The following is a 15528-nucleotide window of genomic DNA, read 5'->3' on the forward strand; positions in this document are numbered from 1 at the left end:
GGTGATTGAATCGGGGGCCGGAGCCGGATGGAGGACATGTGATTCGAGCCGCGACAGCCGAGGACATGCCCGCCGTACGGAAGGTCGCCAAGAGGTTCGGCCTGCTGGCCGGATGGTCCGGGACACCCGATTTCCTCGACGCCGAGCGCTCTTTCGGCACGCTCCTCTTCGCCGCGGACGAGGCCGGTGGAGGGCTCGGCTTCGGTGGCACACTCCGACGTGGCCCCCTCACCCACCTGGGCGATCTGTTCGTACTGCCCGAGCATCAGTCCTCAGGGGTGGGCCGGACCATGCTCACGGAGTTGCTCTCCGAAAACGGGCCGAAAGTGACTTTCGCCTCGTCCGATCCCCGCGCCATGGCCCTGTATATCCGGCACGGACTGCGTCCCTGGGTCCCGCTGCTCTACCTGACCGGGCCGACGGCGGGACTGCCCACGCCACCGGTGCGGCGAACGGATGCGGACGACATCGCGGAACTGGACGCCCGCGCCTCCGGAGGGCTACGGCGGGCCACCCTTGCCTGGTACGCCGCCCTGCCGGACGTCACTGCGTACGCGACGGACCGAGGTTACGCCGCTGCCCGCCGGACCGGCCACGATGTCGTCATCGGCCCGGGCGGCGGGGTCACCCCACAAGACTGCGCGGACGCGGTGCTCGGCGCCCTCGCCGCCACCCGGGCGCGCACCGCCCAGATCGCGGTCCCGGGGACGCATCCCCTCGTGCCCACGCTGCTCGGCGCCGGCTGGCGCATCGCGGACATGGACACCTTGATGGCCGACGACGCCGGCCTCGACCTGATCCAACCGGACCGCTACGTCCCCCATCCGGACCTCGGCTGAATCGCAGGTTCAAGGACAGGCCCCGTGCGGGTTGGCGGCCGTACCCTCGGTGCTGAGCAGGACGACCACCGAGGTCGGATCGAGCCCGAGCGTCACACGACGCTCGTCGGCGCCCTCCCCGGTGAGCACCGCGCGGACACCGGCGAGCGCGGCGGCCCCGCACGGGCCCGCTGAAACACCGAGTTCCACCAGGTCACCGGCCGCGCGAGCGGCCGCGGCGTCAGTGATGGCGACCGCGGCGTCCAGCCCGCCGTTCAGGTAGGGCCAGGCGATGCTGGACGGGGTGCCGCAGTTCAGCCCGGCCATGGCGGTTGGGCCGGTGGTGACGCTGACGGCTTCGCCACGGGTGAGGCACTCGATGACGCAGGCCGCGGCTTCCGGCTCGACCGACAGCAAGGCCGGCGCCGGTACGGGCGGACGGCCGCGGTAGTGGGTGACCACGGCTTGGGCCAGGGAGCCGACGCCCACCGGGACGGCGACGAGCCCGGGCGCCGTGGCTCCCGCGGCGGCGAGCTGCTCGTCGATTTCCACGCAGAGCGTGGAGTAGCCCTCGACGATCCAGCCCGGGATCGTCTCGTAGCCGGGCCACGCGGTGTCCTGGATCAGGATCGCGTCGGCGGCGGCGGTGGCCGCCTCGGCCGCCTGGTGTACGGCGTCGTCGTACGAGCCCGGAACCCGGGTGATCTCCGCCCCCTCGGCGGCTATGGCCGCCACGGCGTCCGGATGGACACCCCGGGGGATGAAGATGTGCGCGCGCCGGCCGAGCAGCCGCGCCGTCCTGGCCACGGCGCGGCCGTGGTTGCCGTCGGTGGCGCTGACCAGCGTGACGGGCTCCGCGGCGGTACGCTCCGCCAGGGCCCGGTGCACCGCCCAGGAAGCGCCCAGCACCTTGAAGGCCGGCAGCCCGAGGCGGGACGACTCGTCCTTGACGAACACCCGGCCGACCGCCAACTCGGTGGCCAGGGAGGGAAGTTCGGTCAGTGGGGTGGGTGCGTAGCCGGGCAAGGCGGCGTGGAAGTCCCGCACCCCGGCAGGGGCGGGCGCGCAGGTCCAGGACCGGGCGGCGGGCCGGGCGAACCACGGCAGGGTCGTCGTGGAAGAAGCGTCATCTAGCACGTCCTCAGCCTGTGGCCCGCGTCAACCATCGGTCCAGCGAATGCGGAAATCGGACCTCTGTCGCAGACTGGAATCGGTCCTGTCCAGCCGTCCAATCTGCCGGGAGCATGGCTCATGTACTCCTTATGACTCCTGAGAGAGGACAGACCATCGTGGACAGCGCTTTGATGAGCCCGGACGCGTGCCACCTCGCTACCGCGTCGGGCGGTGAGCACTGATGCCGACGGCGGTTCTGCTCGCCCTGGCCGCCGCCGCCCTGTACGGCGCCTCGGATTTCCTCGGCGGGCTGCTGTCGCGTCGTACCCACTACGCGCTGGTCGGGCTCGTCGGGCAGTCCGCCGCCGCGATCGGTGGCCTGGCCGCCGCCCTTGCCGTCAGCGCCCAGCTCAGCATGGGCGCGATCGGATGGGGGATCGGCGCCGGGCTCGGTGGGGCGGTCGGGACACTGGCCCTCTACCGTGGCCTTTCCCGGGGACGGATGAACGTGGCCGGGCCGCTGTCGGCCGTCGGCGCGGCCGGTCTGCCCATCCCGGTCGATCTGCTGTCCGGCGGGGAGTTCACGGCGCTCGCGGTCCTCGGCGTCGCCTTGGCCATCCCCGGGATCTGGCTGGTCGCCGCGCAGCCGGGCAAGCGCGGCGGTGACAGCGCAGGTGGTGCTGGGGTGGCCGAAGGGCTGCTGGCCGGGCTCGGTTTCGCCGCCCTGTTCGTCTGTCTCGGCCGGGCCGGGGACACAGCAGGCTTGTGGCCGGTGGCCGCGAGCCAACTGTCCGCCGTCGTGGTACTGGCCGTCTACGCGCTGGCCAGCCGTCAAGGCCGGCAGGGGCGGGCGGCCCGAACCACCGGCGCGGCGCGGGTGCCGTGGGCGGCGGTTTGGACTGGGATCCTGGGGGTGGGCGCGACCGTTCTGTACTTCCTGTCCACCCGCGAGGCGACGCTCACCGTCTCCGCCGTCATCACCTCCCTCTACCCTGCTTTCACGGTCGCCCTGGCCGCCCTGGTGCTGCGGGAGCGGACCAGCCTGGCGCACGCCGCAGGGCTGCTGTTGTGCGCGGCCTCCGTCGGCGCCTTCGCCGCCGGTTGAGCCGCCACGTGTGGCGCTGGCGGCTGCCGTGCGTACCCTCCGCGAACGCCCCGCCGCACGTCAAAGGCCACTACCCATGATCGGGTAGTGGCCTTCGCCAGAACGCCTCAGCGACCGAGCATCAGGTCAGTCGCAGTGCTCGAAGCCGCTGGTGTACGTGCTGCTGCCGACCGAGCCGCCCCACTTGACGCACTTTCCGGAAGCGGCAAGCTTGACCGGTCCCGCGTAGTAGTCGAAGCTGCCCGAGTCGGTCTTCCTGCTCGCCCCTTGCGGCTCCAGGAACGCCGACACCGCCGACCCCTTGCCGAGGTTCGTCGTCTTCAGCGTCACGACGCAGTTGCTGCCGTTGCCCGAGTTGTACAGCAGGTACGCGCGGCCACCCGTCAGAGCGGCAGAGTCGATGACCGTGAACCCGGCGCCGCAGACGCTCTCGGGGGTGTTGGGGTTGCCGGGGTTGCCGCCACCGCCGCAACCGTTGGTGCTCTTGATGGCCTTCTTCTGGCCCAAGGACACGGTCACGCCCTCAACGGTCGGGCTGGTGTCCATCGCGCCGCTGGAGGTCCGCTGTTCGTAGTGCAGGTGCGGAGCGTTGGAGCCACCCGTCGAGCCGACGGTCCCGATCGTGGTGCCCTGGCCGACGCTCAGCGAGCCGCCGGCCGCCTTCACCATGGACGAGAGGTGGGCGTATCGGGTTCTGGTGCCGTCACTGTGACGGATCTCCACCCACTTGCCGTAGCTGGTGTTTCCCTCGTCGTGGAAGGTCGCGGTGCCCGCGGCGGTGGCCCGTACGGTCTCACCGTTGATGGCGTCGCTTCCGTAGTTCTGCCAGTCGATGGAGCCCGACGGGTTGTGCGTGGGGGTCCAGTTGTTGGCGTAGAAGGTCTTCCCACAGTTGAACGGGCTCTTGTGGGACACGGCCAGGGCGCTGGTGCTCTGTGCCGAGGCGGCCTGGGGGATCAGCGCTGCCGCCGCGAAAGTGACTGACACGGCAAGGACGGCAAGTTTCAGCGTCTTCGGCCAGGTCGGCCTGCCGATTGCGAGCATGCTCACTTCTCTCTGAACAGGTGCGTATGGGGGGATACGGTTAGGCGCCCAGTTGCCTGATGCCAAGAGCCCTGTGGGGACAGCGCTACGTTGGCGGCATGGTGATCCCGTTCTATCGGAAGGGAGGGCCGCCTTTAGGGCGAACCCGAAGCAAGAAGGTAATCGAGGGCCCGCATATCACTCGCATATGCCCCGCATAGCGATTACGAGGTGGGTTGCCGAGCGGCGGTGTCGGGTCGCCGCGCCCGGAACCTGCCCTGGGTGACTGCGAGGACCGCGCCGACGAGGAGCACGGCCGCTCCTGTGGCCTGCACCGTATCGAAGGACTCACCCAGGAACACGGCCGAGCACGCGGTCCCGACGACGGGCACGACGAACATCATGATGGACGCCGACGCGGGACCCACGGCGTGAATGCCCCGGTAGTAGAGCAGGTTCGCCACGGCGGTCGGGCCGAGCGCCACGAAGACGACGTTCAGCCAGACGTAGGCGGGCACATCCTGCCAGGCGACCTCCGTGGCCGCCGGCGCGCTGTAGATCGCCAGCAGCACCGCCCCGCTCAGCGTCGCGTACGTCGTCGCCTTGAGCGGCTCGATGCCGGCCAGAACGCGGCGACCGGACAGCGTGAACGCCGCCCAGCAGCCGGCGCTGAGCAGGAACAGCAGATCACCGATGAGCCGGGCCTGGCCCGCGCCCGCGGCTCCGGCCGAACCCGCGAAGAAGATCAGCGCGCCGACCGCTCCGGTCGCCAACCCGGCCACCCGCGCCACTGACGCGTTCTCCTGCCGGGTGATCAGCAGAAAGGCGGTGGTCAGCACGGGACTCATGACCGGGACGATGCTGCTTCCGTCGATCGACGGCGCGAGTGACAGCCCCCAGAAGAAGAACAGGTTGTAGGCGAAAACCCCGATCACGCCCGCCCCGGCGGCCCGTGCCCAGTCCCGTGGCGACGACCGCCGGCGGACACCACCGAGTTGCCGGGACAACCGCAGGGCGACCAGGAGTGCCAGAGCTCCACCGCCGAACCGCAACGTCGCGACCACGGAGTGAGGCAGGTGATCCACGATCACCTTGGAGCTGCTGAAGCCGCTTCCCCACAACAGCATCGTCGTGGCCAGCAGTAGGTAGGGCTGGGTTCGGCCCGCGCCACTCGTTTCCGTGTCTGCCATGGGGAACCTCCGCAACGCGTCTTTCCGCGCCCGAGGGTCGAGGAGGCGGGCGCGACAGCAGCGACCATCCTGTGCTTCAGGCGATGGGCCGGTCTTGTACGCTCGTGCGCCGCGAGTCGTACGCACATGGAACGAGGTGATGACGAGATGACCGGCAGGGGCCACCCGGCCCGGGAATGGACCAGCTATTGGCGCTCGGCCGAGATGCCGCTGGAGGCCATGTACGCGCGCTTCCTCAGCCACCGCTATCACCGCCACAGCCACGAGACCTACTCCTTCGGTGTCACCGAGCAGGGCGCGCAGACCTTCACCTGCCGCGGCGCCGGGCATACGAGCGCGGCCGGGATGGTCATGGTGTTCAACCCCGACGAGGTCCACGACGGGCATGCGGCCCACGAGCTGGGGTTCACCTATCGGATCGTGCACATCGGCCAGGAGCTGATCACCGGCGTCCTCACCGACGTGACGCAGCGCCCCGCCGGATTGCCGCTGTTCGCCAGCCCGGTCCTCAACTCTCCCGCCCTGGCGACGCGGCTACGCGACCTGCACACCGCGCTGCTGGGCGGCGCCGACCCGCTCGAGCGCGACGAACTGCTCTCCGGCACGATCGCCGCCCTTGTCCGCCTCGCCGCGCGCAGACCCCCCGAACCACCCGCCACCCTCCGCGCGGCCACTGCCGCGTATCTCGCCGCGAAGGCCCGCGAGCTGATCGACGACTGCTACACCGAGCCGATCAACGCCGACGACCTCGCGGCCTGGACCGGCTCCAGCCGGTACGCCGTCTATCGGGCCTTCCGCACGACGTACGGGCTGGCGCCCAGCGACTACCAGCGCCAACTGCGCCTGCGGGCCGCTCGCCGCCTGCTCGCCCGGGGGCGGCCCGCGGCCCGGGTCGCGAGCGAGGTCGGATTCACCGACCAGGCCCATCTGACTCGTTGGTTCACCCGCTCATACGGCGTCACGCCCGCCCAATACCGCCTGGCGAGAGCCTGAGGTTCTGTCGACGCCGAATTGGTGGCTCCGCCTGCGTAGATCTACTTTCCGGTGGCGTTCTGGCTCAGCCAGTCGCGGTAGCGGATTCGGCCGAGGCTGGCGCCGTCGGCGGGGACCAGCGTCCGCTCGCCCGGCTCGGTGCCGAAGTAACGCGCGTGCGGGTCGGTGACCACCGTACGCGGGTCGCCCCAAGCGGCCAGGGCGTCGCGGAAGAACTCATCCATCCGTGACTGCTCCGGCCCGGCGATCTCCATCCGGCGGTTCAGCGGTGAGCCCACCGCGACGCGGCCGATCGCCTCGGCGACGTCTTCGCCCGCCATGGGCTGGAACAGCACGGGCGCGATCCGTACCTGGTCGCCGTCCGTGGCCTCGTCGGCGATGCCGCGGACGAACTCGAAGAACTGCGTCGCGTGCACGAGCGAGAACGGGATCCCCGACTTCTCGATCAGCTGCTCCTGGGCGATCTTCGCGGCGAAGTAGCCGTTGTCCGGCATCCGCTCGGTGCCCACGACCGACAGCGCGACGTGGTGGTCGACACCGGCCGCCGCCTCCGCGGCGAGCAGGTTGCGGGTGGAGGTCTCGAAGAACTCCATCACCGCGGCCCGCTCGAACGACGGCGAGTTCGACACGTCGACCACCACGGCCGCGTCGGTCAGCACCTCGTCCAGACCTTCGCCGGTGAGCGTGTTGACGCCGGTGTTCGGCGAGGCCGCCACCGCCTCGTGGCCGTGTTCTCTCAGCTTCGTCACGAGCTTCGACCCGATCAGGCCGGTCCCGCCGATTACCACGATCTTCATGAAGAGCCTTCCTGCCCGCCGGGGCGTCCATGTGCCAGCCGGTCCGCGAGCTAAGACAGGGCACCCTCTCGGCCTGTGACAGCCCCGGCGAAATCTTTCCCAGAGCCCTCCTTCCCCTCGCCGTCTCTTCTCGCCCACGCCGACCGGCAAAGGACGCCATTACCGTGGGGTGGTTCCGCAGGCCAGGTGGATCGCAGAGTACGGTCGGTGGAAACACATCCCGGTGCGAAAGGTCTCGGCGGGGCGATGGGAGTGGCGGACACCGAATCGGGCGATCCGGAGGATCTCGAGCAGGCCGCGGTGGTCTTCGCCGGCGTGCGGCCGCGCCTGTTCGGGATCGCGTACCGGATGCTGGGGAGCGCCACCGAAGCCGAGGACCTGGTGCAGGACGTCTGGCTGCGCTGGCAGGCGTACGACCGCGCCACGGTGGACAATCCGGCCGCGTTCCTGGCGACGACGATCACCCGGCTGGCCCTCAACGCCGCCCAGTCCGCGCGCGCCCGCCGGGAGACGTACGTCGGCCCGTGGCTGCCCGAACCCGTCGACACCAGCGCCGATCCGCACCTCGGCGCCGAGCGCGGTGAGGCCCTGGAGTTCGCGGTGCTGCTGCTCCTGGAGCGGCTCACGCCCACCGAACGGGCGGCGTACGTGCTGCGGGAGGCCTTCGACTATCCGTACCGGCAGATCGCCGACATCATCCGGCTCAACGAGCCGGCCGTACGGCAGCTGGTCAGCAGGGCGCGCAAGCATGTGCTCGTCGAACGACGTACTCCCGTGGCCAAAGCCGAACAACGCAAGCTGCTGACGGCCTTCGTCGCCGCCGCCCGCGCCGGCGACATGACGGCGCTGGAAGAGCTTTTCGCCCTGGACGTGATCAGCTACTCCGATGGCGGCGGAGCCGTGCGCGCCTCCCGCTTTCCCGTGGTGGGGGCGTCGCGGGTGGCGAAGTACCTCAGGGCGTTCGCGAGCCACTTCTGGATCGGGGTCGACGTGGCGTACGCGAGCACGAACGGGCAGAGCGCCGCGCTGCTGAGCCGCGACGGAGAGGTGTTCGCCGTCCTTACGGTCAACGCCTCGGAGCAGGGCATCGACCAGGTGCTGTGGATGATGAACCCGGCCAAGATCACCGCCGTGTCCGCCCCGCCGTAAGGGGACCGGTTCGCCCAGGCGGCGAACCGGTCGGCCGCTCAAGGACGGTTTCGGTCAGGGAATGATCACGTGGAAGCCGGTGTCACGGGCGCCGGACGCGCTACCGGTGCCGACGAAGATGTCGCGCGAGTCCCCGCAGACGATGTTGCCGTCGGGACGGACGAAGATGCTGGAGTCCCAGGGCGAGCCCGTCCACTGGGTGGTGGCGACCGGGACGGTGTTGGCGGCGTTGATGTCGGCGTCGAGCCGGATGCAGTACTGGCCGGTGGCGATCTTGCGGACCCCGGTGACGCCTTTGGAGCGGACGACGAAGCCGTTGGCGTTGACGATGGCGGCGGCGCGGACACCCGGGCCGGAGGCGCCGCCGAGGTCGGCCAGCGCCGGGACGGCGAAGGCGCCGAGCGCGCCGACGCAGGAGGTCAGGGTCACGGCAACGGCCATAGCGGTCTTCTTGATGCGCGGCATGCTGGTTCTCTTTTCGAGAAAGGGACTGACTGTACGGGAACAGGGCTTCTCATCAGGCCGGATGACGATCTTCCAGCCGGTCCAGAGCCAGCACTCACTGTAGTTTTTCGACACGTAGAGTGACGTTGCGACACGGTAAAGATGATCTCCTGGCCGACGAGCTCAGCCGGGCGCGAGTGCCGCGCGTTGCGCCGGGCTCAGGCGGTCCGATCTGGTGGTGACGGTGTACGTGCCGGGCTCCGTGCGCAGCAGCGCGAGCGGGTCGGCGATGACCGAGTGCTCTTCGATCGCGGCCAGGGCGTCGGCGACCCGGTTCACCGGCAGTCCCAGCGCCCTGACCAGTTCGTCCACGGTGAGCGGCCGAGCGGCGTACACCAGCGCGGCGAGCACCGTCAGCGCATCGCCCATGACGATGTCGGCCAGGCGGCTGCCGCTCATCTCGCCACTGAGCCAGTCGAAGAACTGGCCCATCTGGCCCAGCCGGGTCCCGGCGGGCGAGTCGGCGCCGAAGAGGGCGACTCCGCGCTGCGCGGCCCGCGCGATTTCGGCGTGCGCCCCGGTGTCGGTCCGCCACGCCCGGAGCCAGGTGTCGTCGTCGACGACGTAGCGCTCGCGCCGCCCGCCGGGATCCGGTTCGCGCCCGACCAGGTCCATGGCCTCCAGGTAGCCGATGGCCTTGGACACCGACGCCGGGCTGACCTGGAGCAGGCGTACGAGCTCGGCGGCCGTCAGGCTCCCACCGTCGGAGGTGAGCAGGCAGACGAACACCCGGGCGGCCATCCGCGGCAGGCCGGTCGCGGCCAGCAAGGCCGCGAACTGGTCCACGAAGCCGCGCGCCGCCTCGGTCGGCTGCTCCTCGGGCGGCTCCCCCGCCTGAGGTGGCCTGGCTCGGCGGGCGCGCCGTGCGGCGACCTGCTGGGCGCGGTCCGGCAGGTAGTCGCCGGACGTGCCGTTGCGCGCCACCTCGCGGCTGATCGTGGAGGTCGGCCTGCCGAGCCGCCTGGCGATCTCGGCGTAGCCCAGCCCTTCGGCCAGCCAGCTCGCGATCCGCCGGCGATCCTGATGGGTCAGCCTGCCTCCGGGCATCGGCGCCTCTCCTGTCGTGAACGGTCCGCGGGGTCCAGTGTGCTTTCATCGACAGGACATTGCAACGATGAGACCGGTCTATATTGCATTTCCCCACAAGGCTGTTGCAACGATTATCACCTATATATGCAGGTCAGTGTGATTACCAACTTCACCAAGCGTTGACCAAAAATCGAATGCAACGTAGCCTTTGTTCATTCGGAAACATTCGGGAGAGGACTCGAGCATGCATGTGATGGCGGTTTCCACGATCTCCGACGGGGACAGGTTCTGGGGCTCGCTGAAGAAAGCGCACGGCAGGCTGCCCAAGGGGGCGAAGTGGACCCTGGCGGTGTCGAGCACCGACGGGACCAAGGCGGTGAACGTCATCGTGCACGACTCGATCGACGGCGTTAAGGGCTTCTTCGAGGAGTACGCCGGCTCCTTCGCCACCACCGAATACTTCGAGGCCGACGCCGCCAACGCGGTCGGCCTCCCGAAGTAGGCCCCCATGGCGAAAGGGCTGGACATCACGCGGATCAAGGCTCGAACGGCCGAGTTCCTCGCCGAATACCAGGTCCCGAGCGTCGCGATCGGCATTCTCCAAGACGGGGAGATCACCGACTTCGCCTTGGGCGTCAAGGAGCTGTCGACGCGAGAACCCGCGACCACCGACACCATTTACCAGTGCGGTTCCCTGTCCAAGACATGGACCGCTCTCGCTTTCATGCAGCTCGTCGATGAGGGAAAAGTCGGCCTGGACGAGCCGGTGCGGACTTATCTTCGCGATTTCCGGGTCGCCGACCCGGAGGTGAGCGCCGAAGTCACGCCCCGCCACCTCCTGAACCACACGAACGGCATCGAGGAGGACTACGGCGACCCAGGCGAAGACGACGACGTATACGAACGCATGATCGCGAACATCACCGGCGCCCCCCAGGTTCACCCCCTCGGACATACCCATGGCTACAGCGCGGCCCTGGGTTACGCGATCCTCGCCCGCGTCATGGAGGTGATCGACGGGAAGAAGTGGGACGACATCATGCGGGATCGTCTCTTCGGCCCTCTGGGATTGACCTCCACGACCAGCCGGCACGAGCAGGTGGCCCCAAACCGGGCCGCGACGGGCCACATCATCCGGTCCGTTGACGAGGGCCCCATCGTTTCACCGGTGGAGCATCTGCCGCGTTCCTTCGGCCCCGGCGGCAACGTGAACTCGACGGCGCGGGAAGTGCTCACGATGGCACACGTCTTCCTCAACGAGGGAAAGACACCGAACGGCACCCGTATCGCCGCGCCCGAGATCATCCGCGAGATGATGGAATCTCGCGTCCCCATTCCCGATCCCTATATGTACGGCCCGGAGTGGGCTCTCGGGCTCATCGTGTGCGACTGGCACGGCGAGACCGTCTACGCCCACGACGGCAGCACCATCGGCCAGAACGCCCGGCTGCGCATTCTCCCGGACTCGAATCTCGCGATCTCGATGCTGGCCAACGCGGGACCGCGAGACAGCTTCTACAAGAAGGTGTTCAACGTCATCCTGGCCGAGCTCGGCGCGGTCACGATCCCGGAGCTGCCGAAATCCGACCCTTCGCGGAGCCTCGACCTGTCCAGGTACGAGGGCACGTACGGGCGGCTCGGCACCCACTACGAGGTGACGGCCGAGGACGGAAAGCTATCGCTCACCTTCGCCCTGAACCCCATGGAGGCGAGCTTTCTCGGCAAACCAGAACGCGTCACGTACGAGCTGCTGCCGGTAAGTGACACGCACTTCTTGATGCCTTCCGACGATCCCCTGGAAGACACCCAGACCGTCGCGATCTACGACTTCCAGAATGGCGCCGCCCAGTATCTCCACACCAATTGCCGGGTGAATCCACGAGCCCGGCAATAGCGTCACATCTGCGCGGCCGCCTCGTCGAGGCGGATGAAGGTGGCGCCCGCGGCGGCGGCGCGGGCGCCGAGAACGTGCCCGTCGCACATCCTCGTCTCCGTCCCGGCCCGGTCGATCACCTTCCACGTCCTCGGCTCCCGGCATGGCTGGCCGAGCAGGTCGCCGGTCCAGGAGCGACGGCACACCCGGCACGTGGAGACGCCTCCGCTGGCGGACAGGGTGTTGCCGTGCTCGGGGCAGACGCCCCACGGCAGGCCGCACGGCTGGTCCTGGAGTCTGGCCAGGTCCGCGGCCGCCTGCTGGAGATCCTCGGCGCCTCGGGCCAGCCAGTCCGCGGCCTGCCACGCGCCGGCGAGGTGCTCGCGTTCCGGTGATCCGTTCAGGGCGGTGCCGCAGAGCGCGCGTACCTCCGCGGTGAGCGCCTCGGCGCGACTCGCGAGGGCGCGCAGCTGCGCCGGAGTGACGGTCATGAAGGCTCCCATCTCCGCCAGGACCGACGCGGTCGGCCGTGAAGTGGCTGCTGTCCTGGACCCTACGTCGCGCCGGCTTCCGACGGGTCAGTCAGGCTCGGGCGGTGTCAGGAAGTCTTGGAGTTCGCGGTGCCGGAATTGGTAGGTGGCGCCACTGACGCGCAGCAGCCGTGCCTCGCAGGCCCAGTCGAGGAAGGTCCACAGCCGCAACGGGAGCACCCCGCGCGCGGCCGCGATGATCAAGCCGATCATGGTACGGGACCAGGCGACCGCGCCGAAGGCGAGGCCGAAGGTCACCCCACCGATGAGCGCGCAAACCAGCGACTGGACGACGCCCTGGTTCATGACGAATACGAGGAAGGCCGCGACACCCCCGGTGAGCCCGAAGGCCACTCCGATCATCGGGTTGCGGTGAAGCGCCTCTCGCGGGTGGGCCAGCTCCGCGTCCTCGCTCCATCCGCCAGTGGTGATCTTGAAGAGGACCCCGAGCGCGAAGGCCAGGACGAAGGCCCCGATGATCTCCGCGGTCAGTGCCACCGGACCGGCGCCGGCCAGGCGCAGCGGCGGCAATCCGGTCAGCGCGCCGCACAGTCCGAAGCCCAGCAGGGTGACCGGCTCGGCGCGGACCGCCTCGGATATGGTCATGCGCTCGCCCTGCCGGGCGGCGGCGGTCAATCCGATGACCGCGCCGAACACCGCGCCCCCGGCCGCCCCCGCCGCGATGGCGAACACGGGACCGAAGACCATGCCTTCGGTCAGCACGAGCCCGGTCAGGCCGCAGAGCGCACCGACCGGGCCGCCCGCCAGGGCGCCGAACAGGCCGCCGATCACGCGTCGCCGCCGAGGGACGTTGGCCCGCCCACCGGCGGCGGTCGGCCACTGCGACATCGACAGGCCGGTGGCGATGACCACCCAGCCCGCCATGAGCGACAAGGTGAGCCCCTCTCCGAGCCAGTCGCGCGGGTCACCGGTCCGGTCGACCGCCGACCCCGCCCAGAACGCCAGCATGGCGACGACGGCGAAGATCACACAGCACAGGCAGTGCACCGCCCGTACCCGGCGCTCGCCGCCGATCGGCCACAGCAGGTGCGGCACGATGTCGATCGGCGTCATGCCGGGCGGCGGCCGATCCGTCTCGGCGGTACGGGCGGCCTGCCACCGCAGGTGGGCGGCCAGGTTCTCCAGCCAGGACCGCACCTGTTCAGGACGGTACGGAGTGCCGTGGGCGGCGCGTGGCGCCAGTGCGGTCGCCGCCGGGACATACGCGCCGAGCAGCCTGCGGGCGATCCGCGCCGCCGCCGAACGCGTGTCGGGGTCCTGGTCGACGCGGAGCAGTTCGTCCGGATCGGCGCCGGACTCCACCGCGGTCACGGTCAGCAACAGGCGCCACGGCGTGGCCAGGGCGGCGTGCACGGCCCTCCCGGATGGTCCGGACAGCGCGGCGTGCAGGCCGTCGCGGTGGATGTCACAGGGATGGCCGTCCGGCCAGCGGGTGCGCAGGTAGGCGTTGATCTGCTCGATGGTCAGGTCGTACAGATGGATCCGGGTGGCGTTGTCGAGCCCGGCGCGGACCAGGGACAGCTCGGCGTGGCGGGCGGCCCGGCAGGTCACGACGACCGCCCCCGGCCGCCGGCCGGAAAGGTCGCTGTACCGGTTGAGCTCGGTCAGCAGGCCGATCGCCCGGCGCGGCGGGCCCACGGACGGCTCGGGGTCCAGCTCGTCGAGCCCGTCCAGCACCGGCAGGACCTGGCGGTCCCGTACCAGCCGCTCCGCGTCCTTGGCCGTGAGCCCGAAGTCGTGCGCCAGCTGTTCGGCCAGCCATGGCTCGAACGGGCTGCCCAAGGTCCATCGGGCGGCGTCCAGGCGTACCGGGACCATCTGTGGGTGGCCGGGGCGTTCGCCGCCGGTCAGGAAAGGCTCCAGCAGTTGCAGCACCAGCTCTATGGCGAGCACCGTCTTGCCCGCTCCCGACTCACCCACGATCAGCAGGCGCCGCGGGTGCAGGGCGGTGAAGAAGCGGCCGATCGACCACGGGCCGTCCTTCATCTCGCCGCCGGCGTCGTCCAGGTGGATCGGGTCCTCGTACGGGCCGAAGGAGACCGGTGCGATGGTGTAGCCGCCGAGCAGCCCCTTACGTGCCCTGTCCTCCTCCCGGGCCACTCGCCGCGCCAGGAGCTCGGCGGCGTGGTCGCGCCCGGGACGGTCGGTGGTCTCCGCGTCGGTCGCCGCGATCTGGACCGCGCCGCCCACCGAGACCGCCGCGACCGCCTCCGCCGCGACCATCGCGAACGCCTCCGCCGCCATCGCCTCCGCCGCGACCGCCGCGGACACCTCCGCCGCCATCACCTCCGCCGGGTCCACCGCCTGCGGCTCGATCGTCGGCGACGTCCGCCGCTCCATATCCGAGGCGGGCGGTGTACGGGGGACCGGCCCGGCCAAGGCGGTCCTGGCCACCCGCCAGCGTTCGAGCTCGCCGGGGATCAGCTCGGCCGGATAATCGCAGTAACGGAAGCAGGCGGTGACGAACGCCTTCACGAAGTCCCACCGCGGCAGCCTGTCGGTCTGCCGGAGAACATGCGAGGTCGTGCTCTTGGGCAGCGCGTCGATCGTGGCTCCGTCCGAGGTCACCGTCTGGCCGCCGAGAGTGCGCAGCCTGCTCAGCGACGGCTCGCCCGCCCACCGTTTGAGCCGGACCAGCGACCGGACGAAGTCCGCGGCGCTGCCGGCCTCGGTGGGATCGGGTGGACGGGGGTGGTCCGCGGCCATCAGTGCTTCGTCCTCACCAGCGACCACTCGAACCTCGTGCTGCCGCGCCGGGGCCATCGGCCGTCCAGGTAGGTGCCCGCCAGTGTCTGGACATGACGTGACTCCATCAGGAAGTCGCGCGCCTCGTCGGACTCCACCAGCTCCCGGCCGACCGCGATGGGCACGAACCCGTGCCGGGGGATGTAGACCCATCGGCCGCGGTCCCAGTCATAGGGATCGAACCAGTGATGGCGGACCGTGCCCGACATCCGCACCTCCAGCCCGGCCCGGGTCAGGACGAACGAGCCCTGCGAGCGCAGCAGGCTCATCCGGCTGACGTAGAAGAGCTCCGTGCCGATGAACGCGTTGATCCGGGCGTCCCAGTAATCGTGCAGCCAGGTCGACGCGCCGTCGCGCAACACTTTCGCCTCTCGTACGAGCTGCCGCTCGAACCGGTTCTGGTTCTTGCGCTCGGCCTTCTTGATCACTTTGAACGAGCGCAGCCAGCGCAGGGACATCGTCCTGGAGGCACCGGCGCCGTCCATGAAGTGTTCCAGGAAGTCGGACGCCATCGGGTGGAAGTCCCGGCCTTCTGTGACGATCGAGCGGAACAACGCGGCCAGTTCCGGGACGGGCTTGCCCGTCCGTCGCCGGAAGCCTCGCAGGAACATGCTCGCTCTCTCTCCGTGGTGGATTCC

At 69.9% G+C, this 15528-nt stretch carries 15 protein-coding genes; 6 read left to right on the top strand and 9 right to left on the bottom strand.

Going from position 1 to position 15528, the window contains the following annotated elements; translation table 11 throughout:
* Positions 1-38 precede the first annotated feature (38 nt).
* Positions 39-839, top strand: coding sequence for a GNAT family N-acetyltransferase (locus tag AB0B64_RS48195; RefSeq protein ID WP_357939469.1), 801 nt, complete (start codon positions 39-41; stop codon positions 837-839).
* Between the two features lie 9 nt (positions 840-848).
* On the opposite strand, the gene AB0B64_RS48200 is transcribed toward AB0B64_RS48195, so the two are convergent.
* Positions 849-1955, bottom strand: a complete 1107-nt coding sequence (locus AB0B64_RS48200) for a diaminopropionate ammonia-lyase (RefSeq protein WP_357939467.1) — start codon at positions 1953-1955, stop codon at positions 849-851.
* Between the two features lie 217 nt (positions 1956-2172).
* Between AB0B64_RS48200 and AB0B64_RS48205 the strand changes: the two genes are divergently transcribed.
* Positions 2173-3036: an EamA family transporter gene (locus AB0B64_RS48205; RefSeq protein ID WP_358193120.1), complete on the top strand. Its 864-nt coding sequence runs from the start codon at positions 2173-2175 to the stop codon at positions 3034-3036.
* A 126-nt stretch (positions 3037-3162) separates the two neighbouring features.
* Here the strand turns inward: AB0B64_RS48205 and AB0B64_RS48210 are convergent, their stop codons facing one another.
* Together AB0B64_RS48210 and AB0B64_RS48215 are read right to left on the bottom strand one after the other, a co-directional pair.
* A complete protein-coding gene (locus tag AB0B64_RS48210; protein ID WP_357939463.1) occupies positions 3163-4023 on the bottom strand; it encodes a M23 family metallopeptidase in 861 nt (286 codons plus the stop codon).
* A gap of 260 nt (positions 4024-4283) precedes the next feature.
* Positions 4284-5249: a DMT family transporter gene (locus AB0B64_RS48215; RefSeq protein WP_358193143.1), complete on the bottom strand. Its 966-nt coding sequence runs from the start codon at positions 5247-5249 to the stop codon at positions 4284-4286.
* Between the two features lie 126 nt (positions 5250-5375).
* On the opposite strand from AB0B64_RS48215, the gene AB0B64_RS48220 reads away from it, so the two are divergent.
* Positions 5376-6242: an AraC family transcriptional regulator gene (locus AB0B64_RS48220; RefSeq protein ID WP_358193158.1), complete on the top strand. Its 867-nt coding sequence runs from the start codon at positions 5376-5378 to the stop codon at positions 6240-6242.
* 41 nt (positions 6243-6283) lie between these two features.
* Here the strand turns inward: AB0B64_RS48220 and AB0B64_RS48225 are convergent, their stop codons facing one another.
* Positions 6284-7039, bottom strand: coding sequence for an SDR family oxidoreductase (locus AB0B64_RS48225; RefSeq protein WP_357939457.1), 756 nt, complete (start codon positions 7037-7039; stop codon positions 6284-6286).
* A 207-nt stretch (positions 7040-7246) separates the two neighbouring features.
* Here AB0B64_RS48225 and AB0B64_RS48230 point away from each other — a divergent pair, with 207 nt between their 5' ends.
* Positions 7247-8188 carry an RNA polymerase sigma-70 factor gene (locus AB0B64_RS48230; protein ID WP_357939455.1) on the top strand — a complete coding sequence of 314 codons (942 nt, stop codon included), beginning with the start codon at positions 7247-7249 and terminating at the stop codon, positions 8186-8188.
* A gap of 54 nt (positions 8189-8242) precedes the next feature.
* Here AB0B64_RS48230 and AB0B64_RS48235 read toward each other — a convergent pair whose 3' ends face one another.
* Positions 8243-8653, bottom strand: coding sequence for a hypothetical protein (locus AB0B64_RS48235; protein ID WP_357939453.1), 411 nt, complete (start codon positions 8651-8653; stop codon positions 8243-8245).
* A gap of 162 nt (positions 8654-8815) precedes the next feature.
* Positions 8816-9739 carry a MarR family transcriptional regulator gene (locus AB0B64_RS48240; RefSeq protein WP_357939451.1) on the bottom strand — a complete coding sequence of 308 codons (924 nt, stop codon included), beginning with the start codon at positions 9737-9739 and terminating at the stop codon, positions 8816-8818.
* 235 nt (positions 9740-9974) lie between these two features.
* Here AB0B64_RS48240 and AB0B64_RS48245 point away from each other — a divergent pair, with 235 nt between their 5' ends.
* Together AB0B64_RS48245 and AB0B64_RS48250 are read left to right on the top strand one after the other, a co-directional pair.
* On the top strand, positions 9975-10223 hold the full coding sequence (locus tag AB0B64_RS48245) for a hypothetical protein (protein ID WP_357939449.1): 249 nt from the start codon (positions 9975-9977) through the stop codon (positions 10221-10223).
* A 6-nt stretch (positions 10224-10229) separates the two neighbouring features.
* Entirely contained in the window at positions 10230-11615 is a 1386-nt protein-coding gene (locus AB0B64_RS48250) for a serine hydrolase domain-containing protein (protein ID WP_358193188.1), read from the top strand.
* A gap of 2 nt (positions 11616-11617) precedes the next feature.
* Here AB0B64_RS48250 and AB0B64_RS48255 read toward each other — a convergent pair whose 3' ends face one another.
* From AB0B64_RS48255 to AB0B64_RS48265, 3 genes are all read right to left on the bottom strand, one after another.
* Positions 11618-12085: a hypothetical protein gene (locus tag AB0B64_RS48255; protein ID WP_357939446.1), complete on the bottom strand. Its 468-nt coding sequence runs from the start codon at positions 12083-12085 to the stop codon at positions 11618-11620.
* A gap of 87 nt (positions 12086-12172) precedes the next feature.
* Complete coding sequence (locus AB0B64_RS48260; RefSeq protein WP_358193197.1) at positions 12173-14851, bottom strand: NACHT domain-containing protein; 2679 nt, start codon at positions 14849-14851, stop codon at positions 12173-12175.
* The gene (locus tag AB0B64_RS48265; RefSeq protein WP_357939442.1) at positions 14851-15501 is read right to left on the bottom strand and encodes a hypothetical protein; all 651 of its coding nucleotides are present in this window, start codon (positions 15499-15501) and stop codon (positions 14851-14853) included. Before AB0B64_RS48265 ends, AB0B64_RS48260 begins: the two co-directional genes overlap by 1 nt.
* Positions 15502-15528: the final 27 nt, after the last annotated feature.

Origin of the sequence: Nonomuraea sp. NPDC049129 (assembly GCF_040648495.1) — a bacterium.
Classification (GTDB): domain Bacteria; phylum Actinomycetota; class Actinomycetes; order Streptosporangiales; family Streptosporangiaceae; genus Nonomuraea.

What these genes read in the sequence shown, in the direction of transcription:
- AB0B64_RS48220 (WP_358193158.1), top strand. Translation starts at nt 5,376, where the DNA reads ATGGAACGAGGTGATGACGAGATGACCGGCAGGGGCCACCCGGCCCGG.
- AB0B64_RS48255 (WP_357939446.1), bottom strand. Translation starts at nt 12,085, where the DNA reads ATGACCGTCACTCCGGCGCAGCTGCGCGCCCTCGCGAGTCGCGCCGAG.
- AB0B64_RS48205 (WP_358193120.1), top strand. Translation starts at nt 2,173, where the DNA reads ATGCCGACGGCGGTTCTGCTCGCCCTGGCCGCCGCCGCCCTGTACGGC.
- AB0B64_RS48235 (WP_357939453.1), bottom strand. Translation starts at nt 8,653, where the DNA reads ATGCCGCGCATCAAGAAGACCGCTATGGCCGTTGCCGTGACCCTGACC.
- AB0B64_RS48225 (WP_357939457.1), bottom strand. Translation starts at nt 7,039, where the DNA reads ATGAAGATCGTGGTAATCGGCGGGACCGGCCTGATCGGGTCGAAGCTC.
- AB0B64_RS48265 (WP_357939442.1), bottom strand. Translation starts at nt 15,501, where the DNA reads ATGTTCCTGCGAGGCTTCCGGCGACGGACGGGCAAGCCCGTCCCGGAA.
- AB0B64_RS48250 (WP_358193188.1), top strand. Translation starts at nt 10,230, where the DNA reads ATGGCGAAAGGGCTGGACATCACGCGGATCAAGGCTCGAACGGCCGAG.
- AB0B64_RS48260 (WP_358193197.1), bottom strand. Translation starts at nt 14,851, where the DNA reads ATGGCCGCGGACCACCCCCGTCCACCCGATCCCACCGAGGCCGGCAGC.
- AB0B64_RS48240 (WP_357939451.1), bottom strand. Translation starts at nt 9,739, where the DNA reads ATGCCCGGAGGCAGGCTGACCCATCAGGATCGCCGGCGGATCGCGAGC.
- AB0B64_RS48245 (WP_357939449.1), top strand. Translation starts at nt 9,975, where the DNA reads ATGGCGGTTTCCACGATCTCCGACGGGGACAGGTTCTGGGGCTCGCTG.
- AB0B64_RS48215 (WP_358193143.1), bottom strand. Translation starts at nt 5,249, where the DNA reads ATGGCAGACACGGAAACGAGTGGCGCGGGCCGAACCCAGCCCTACCTA.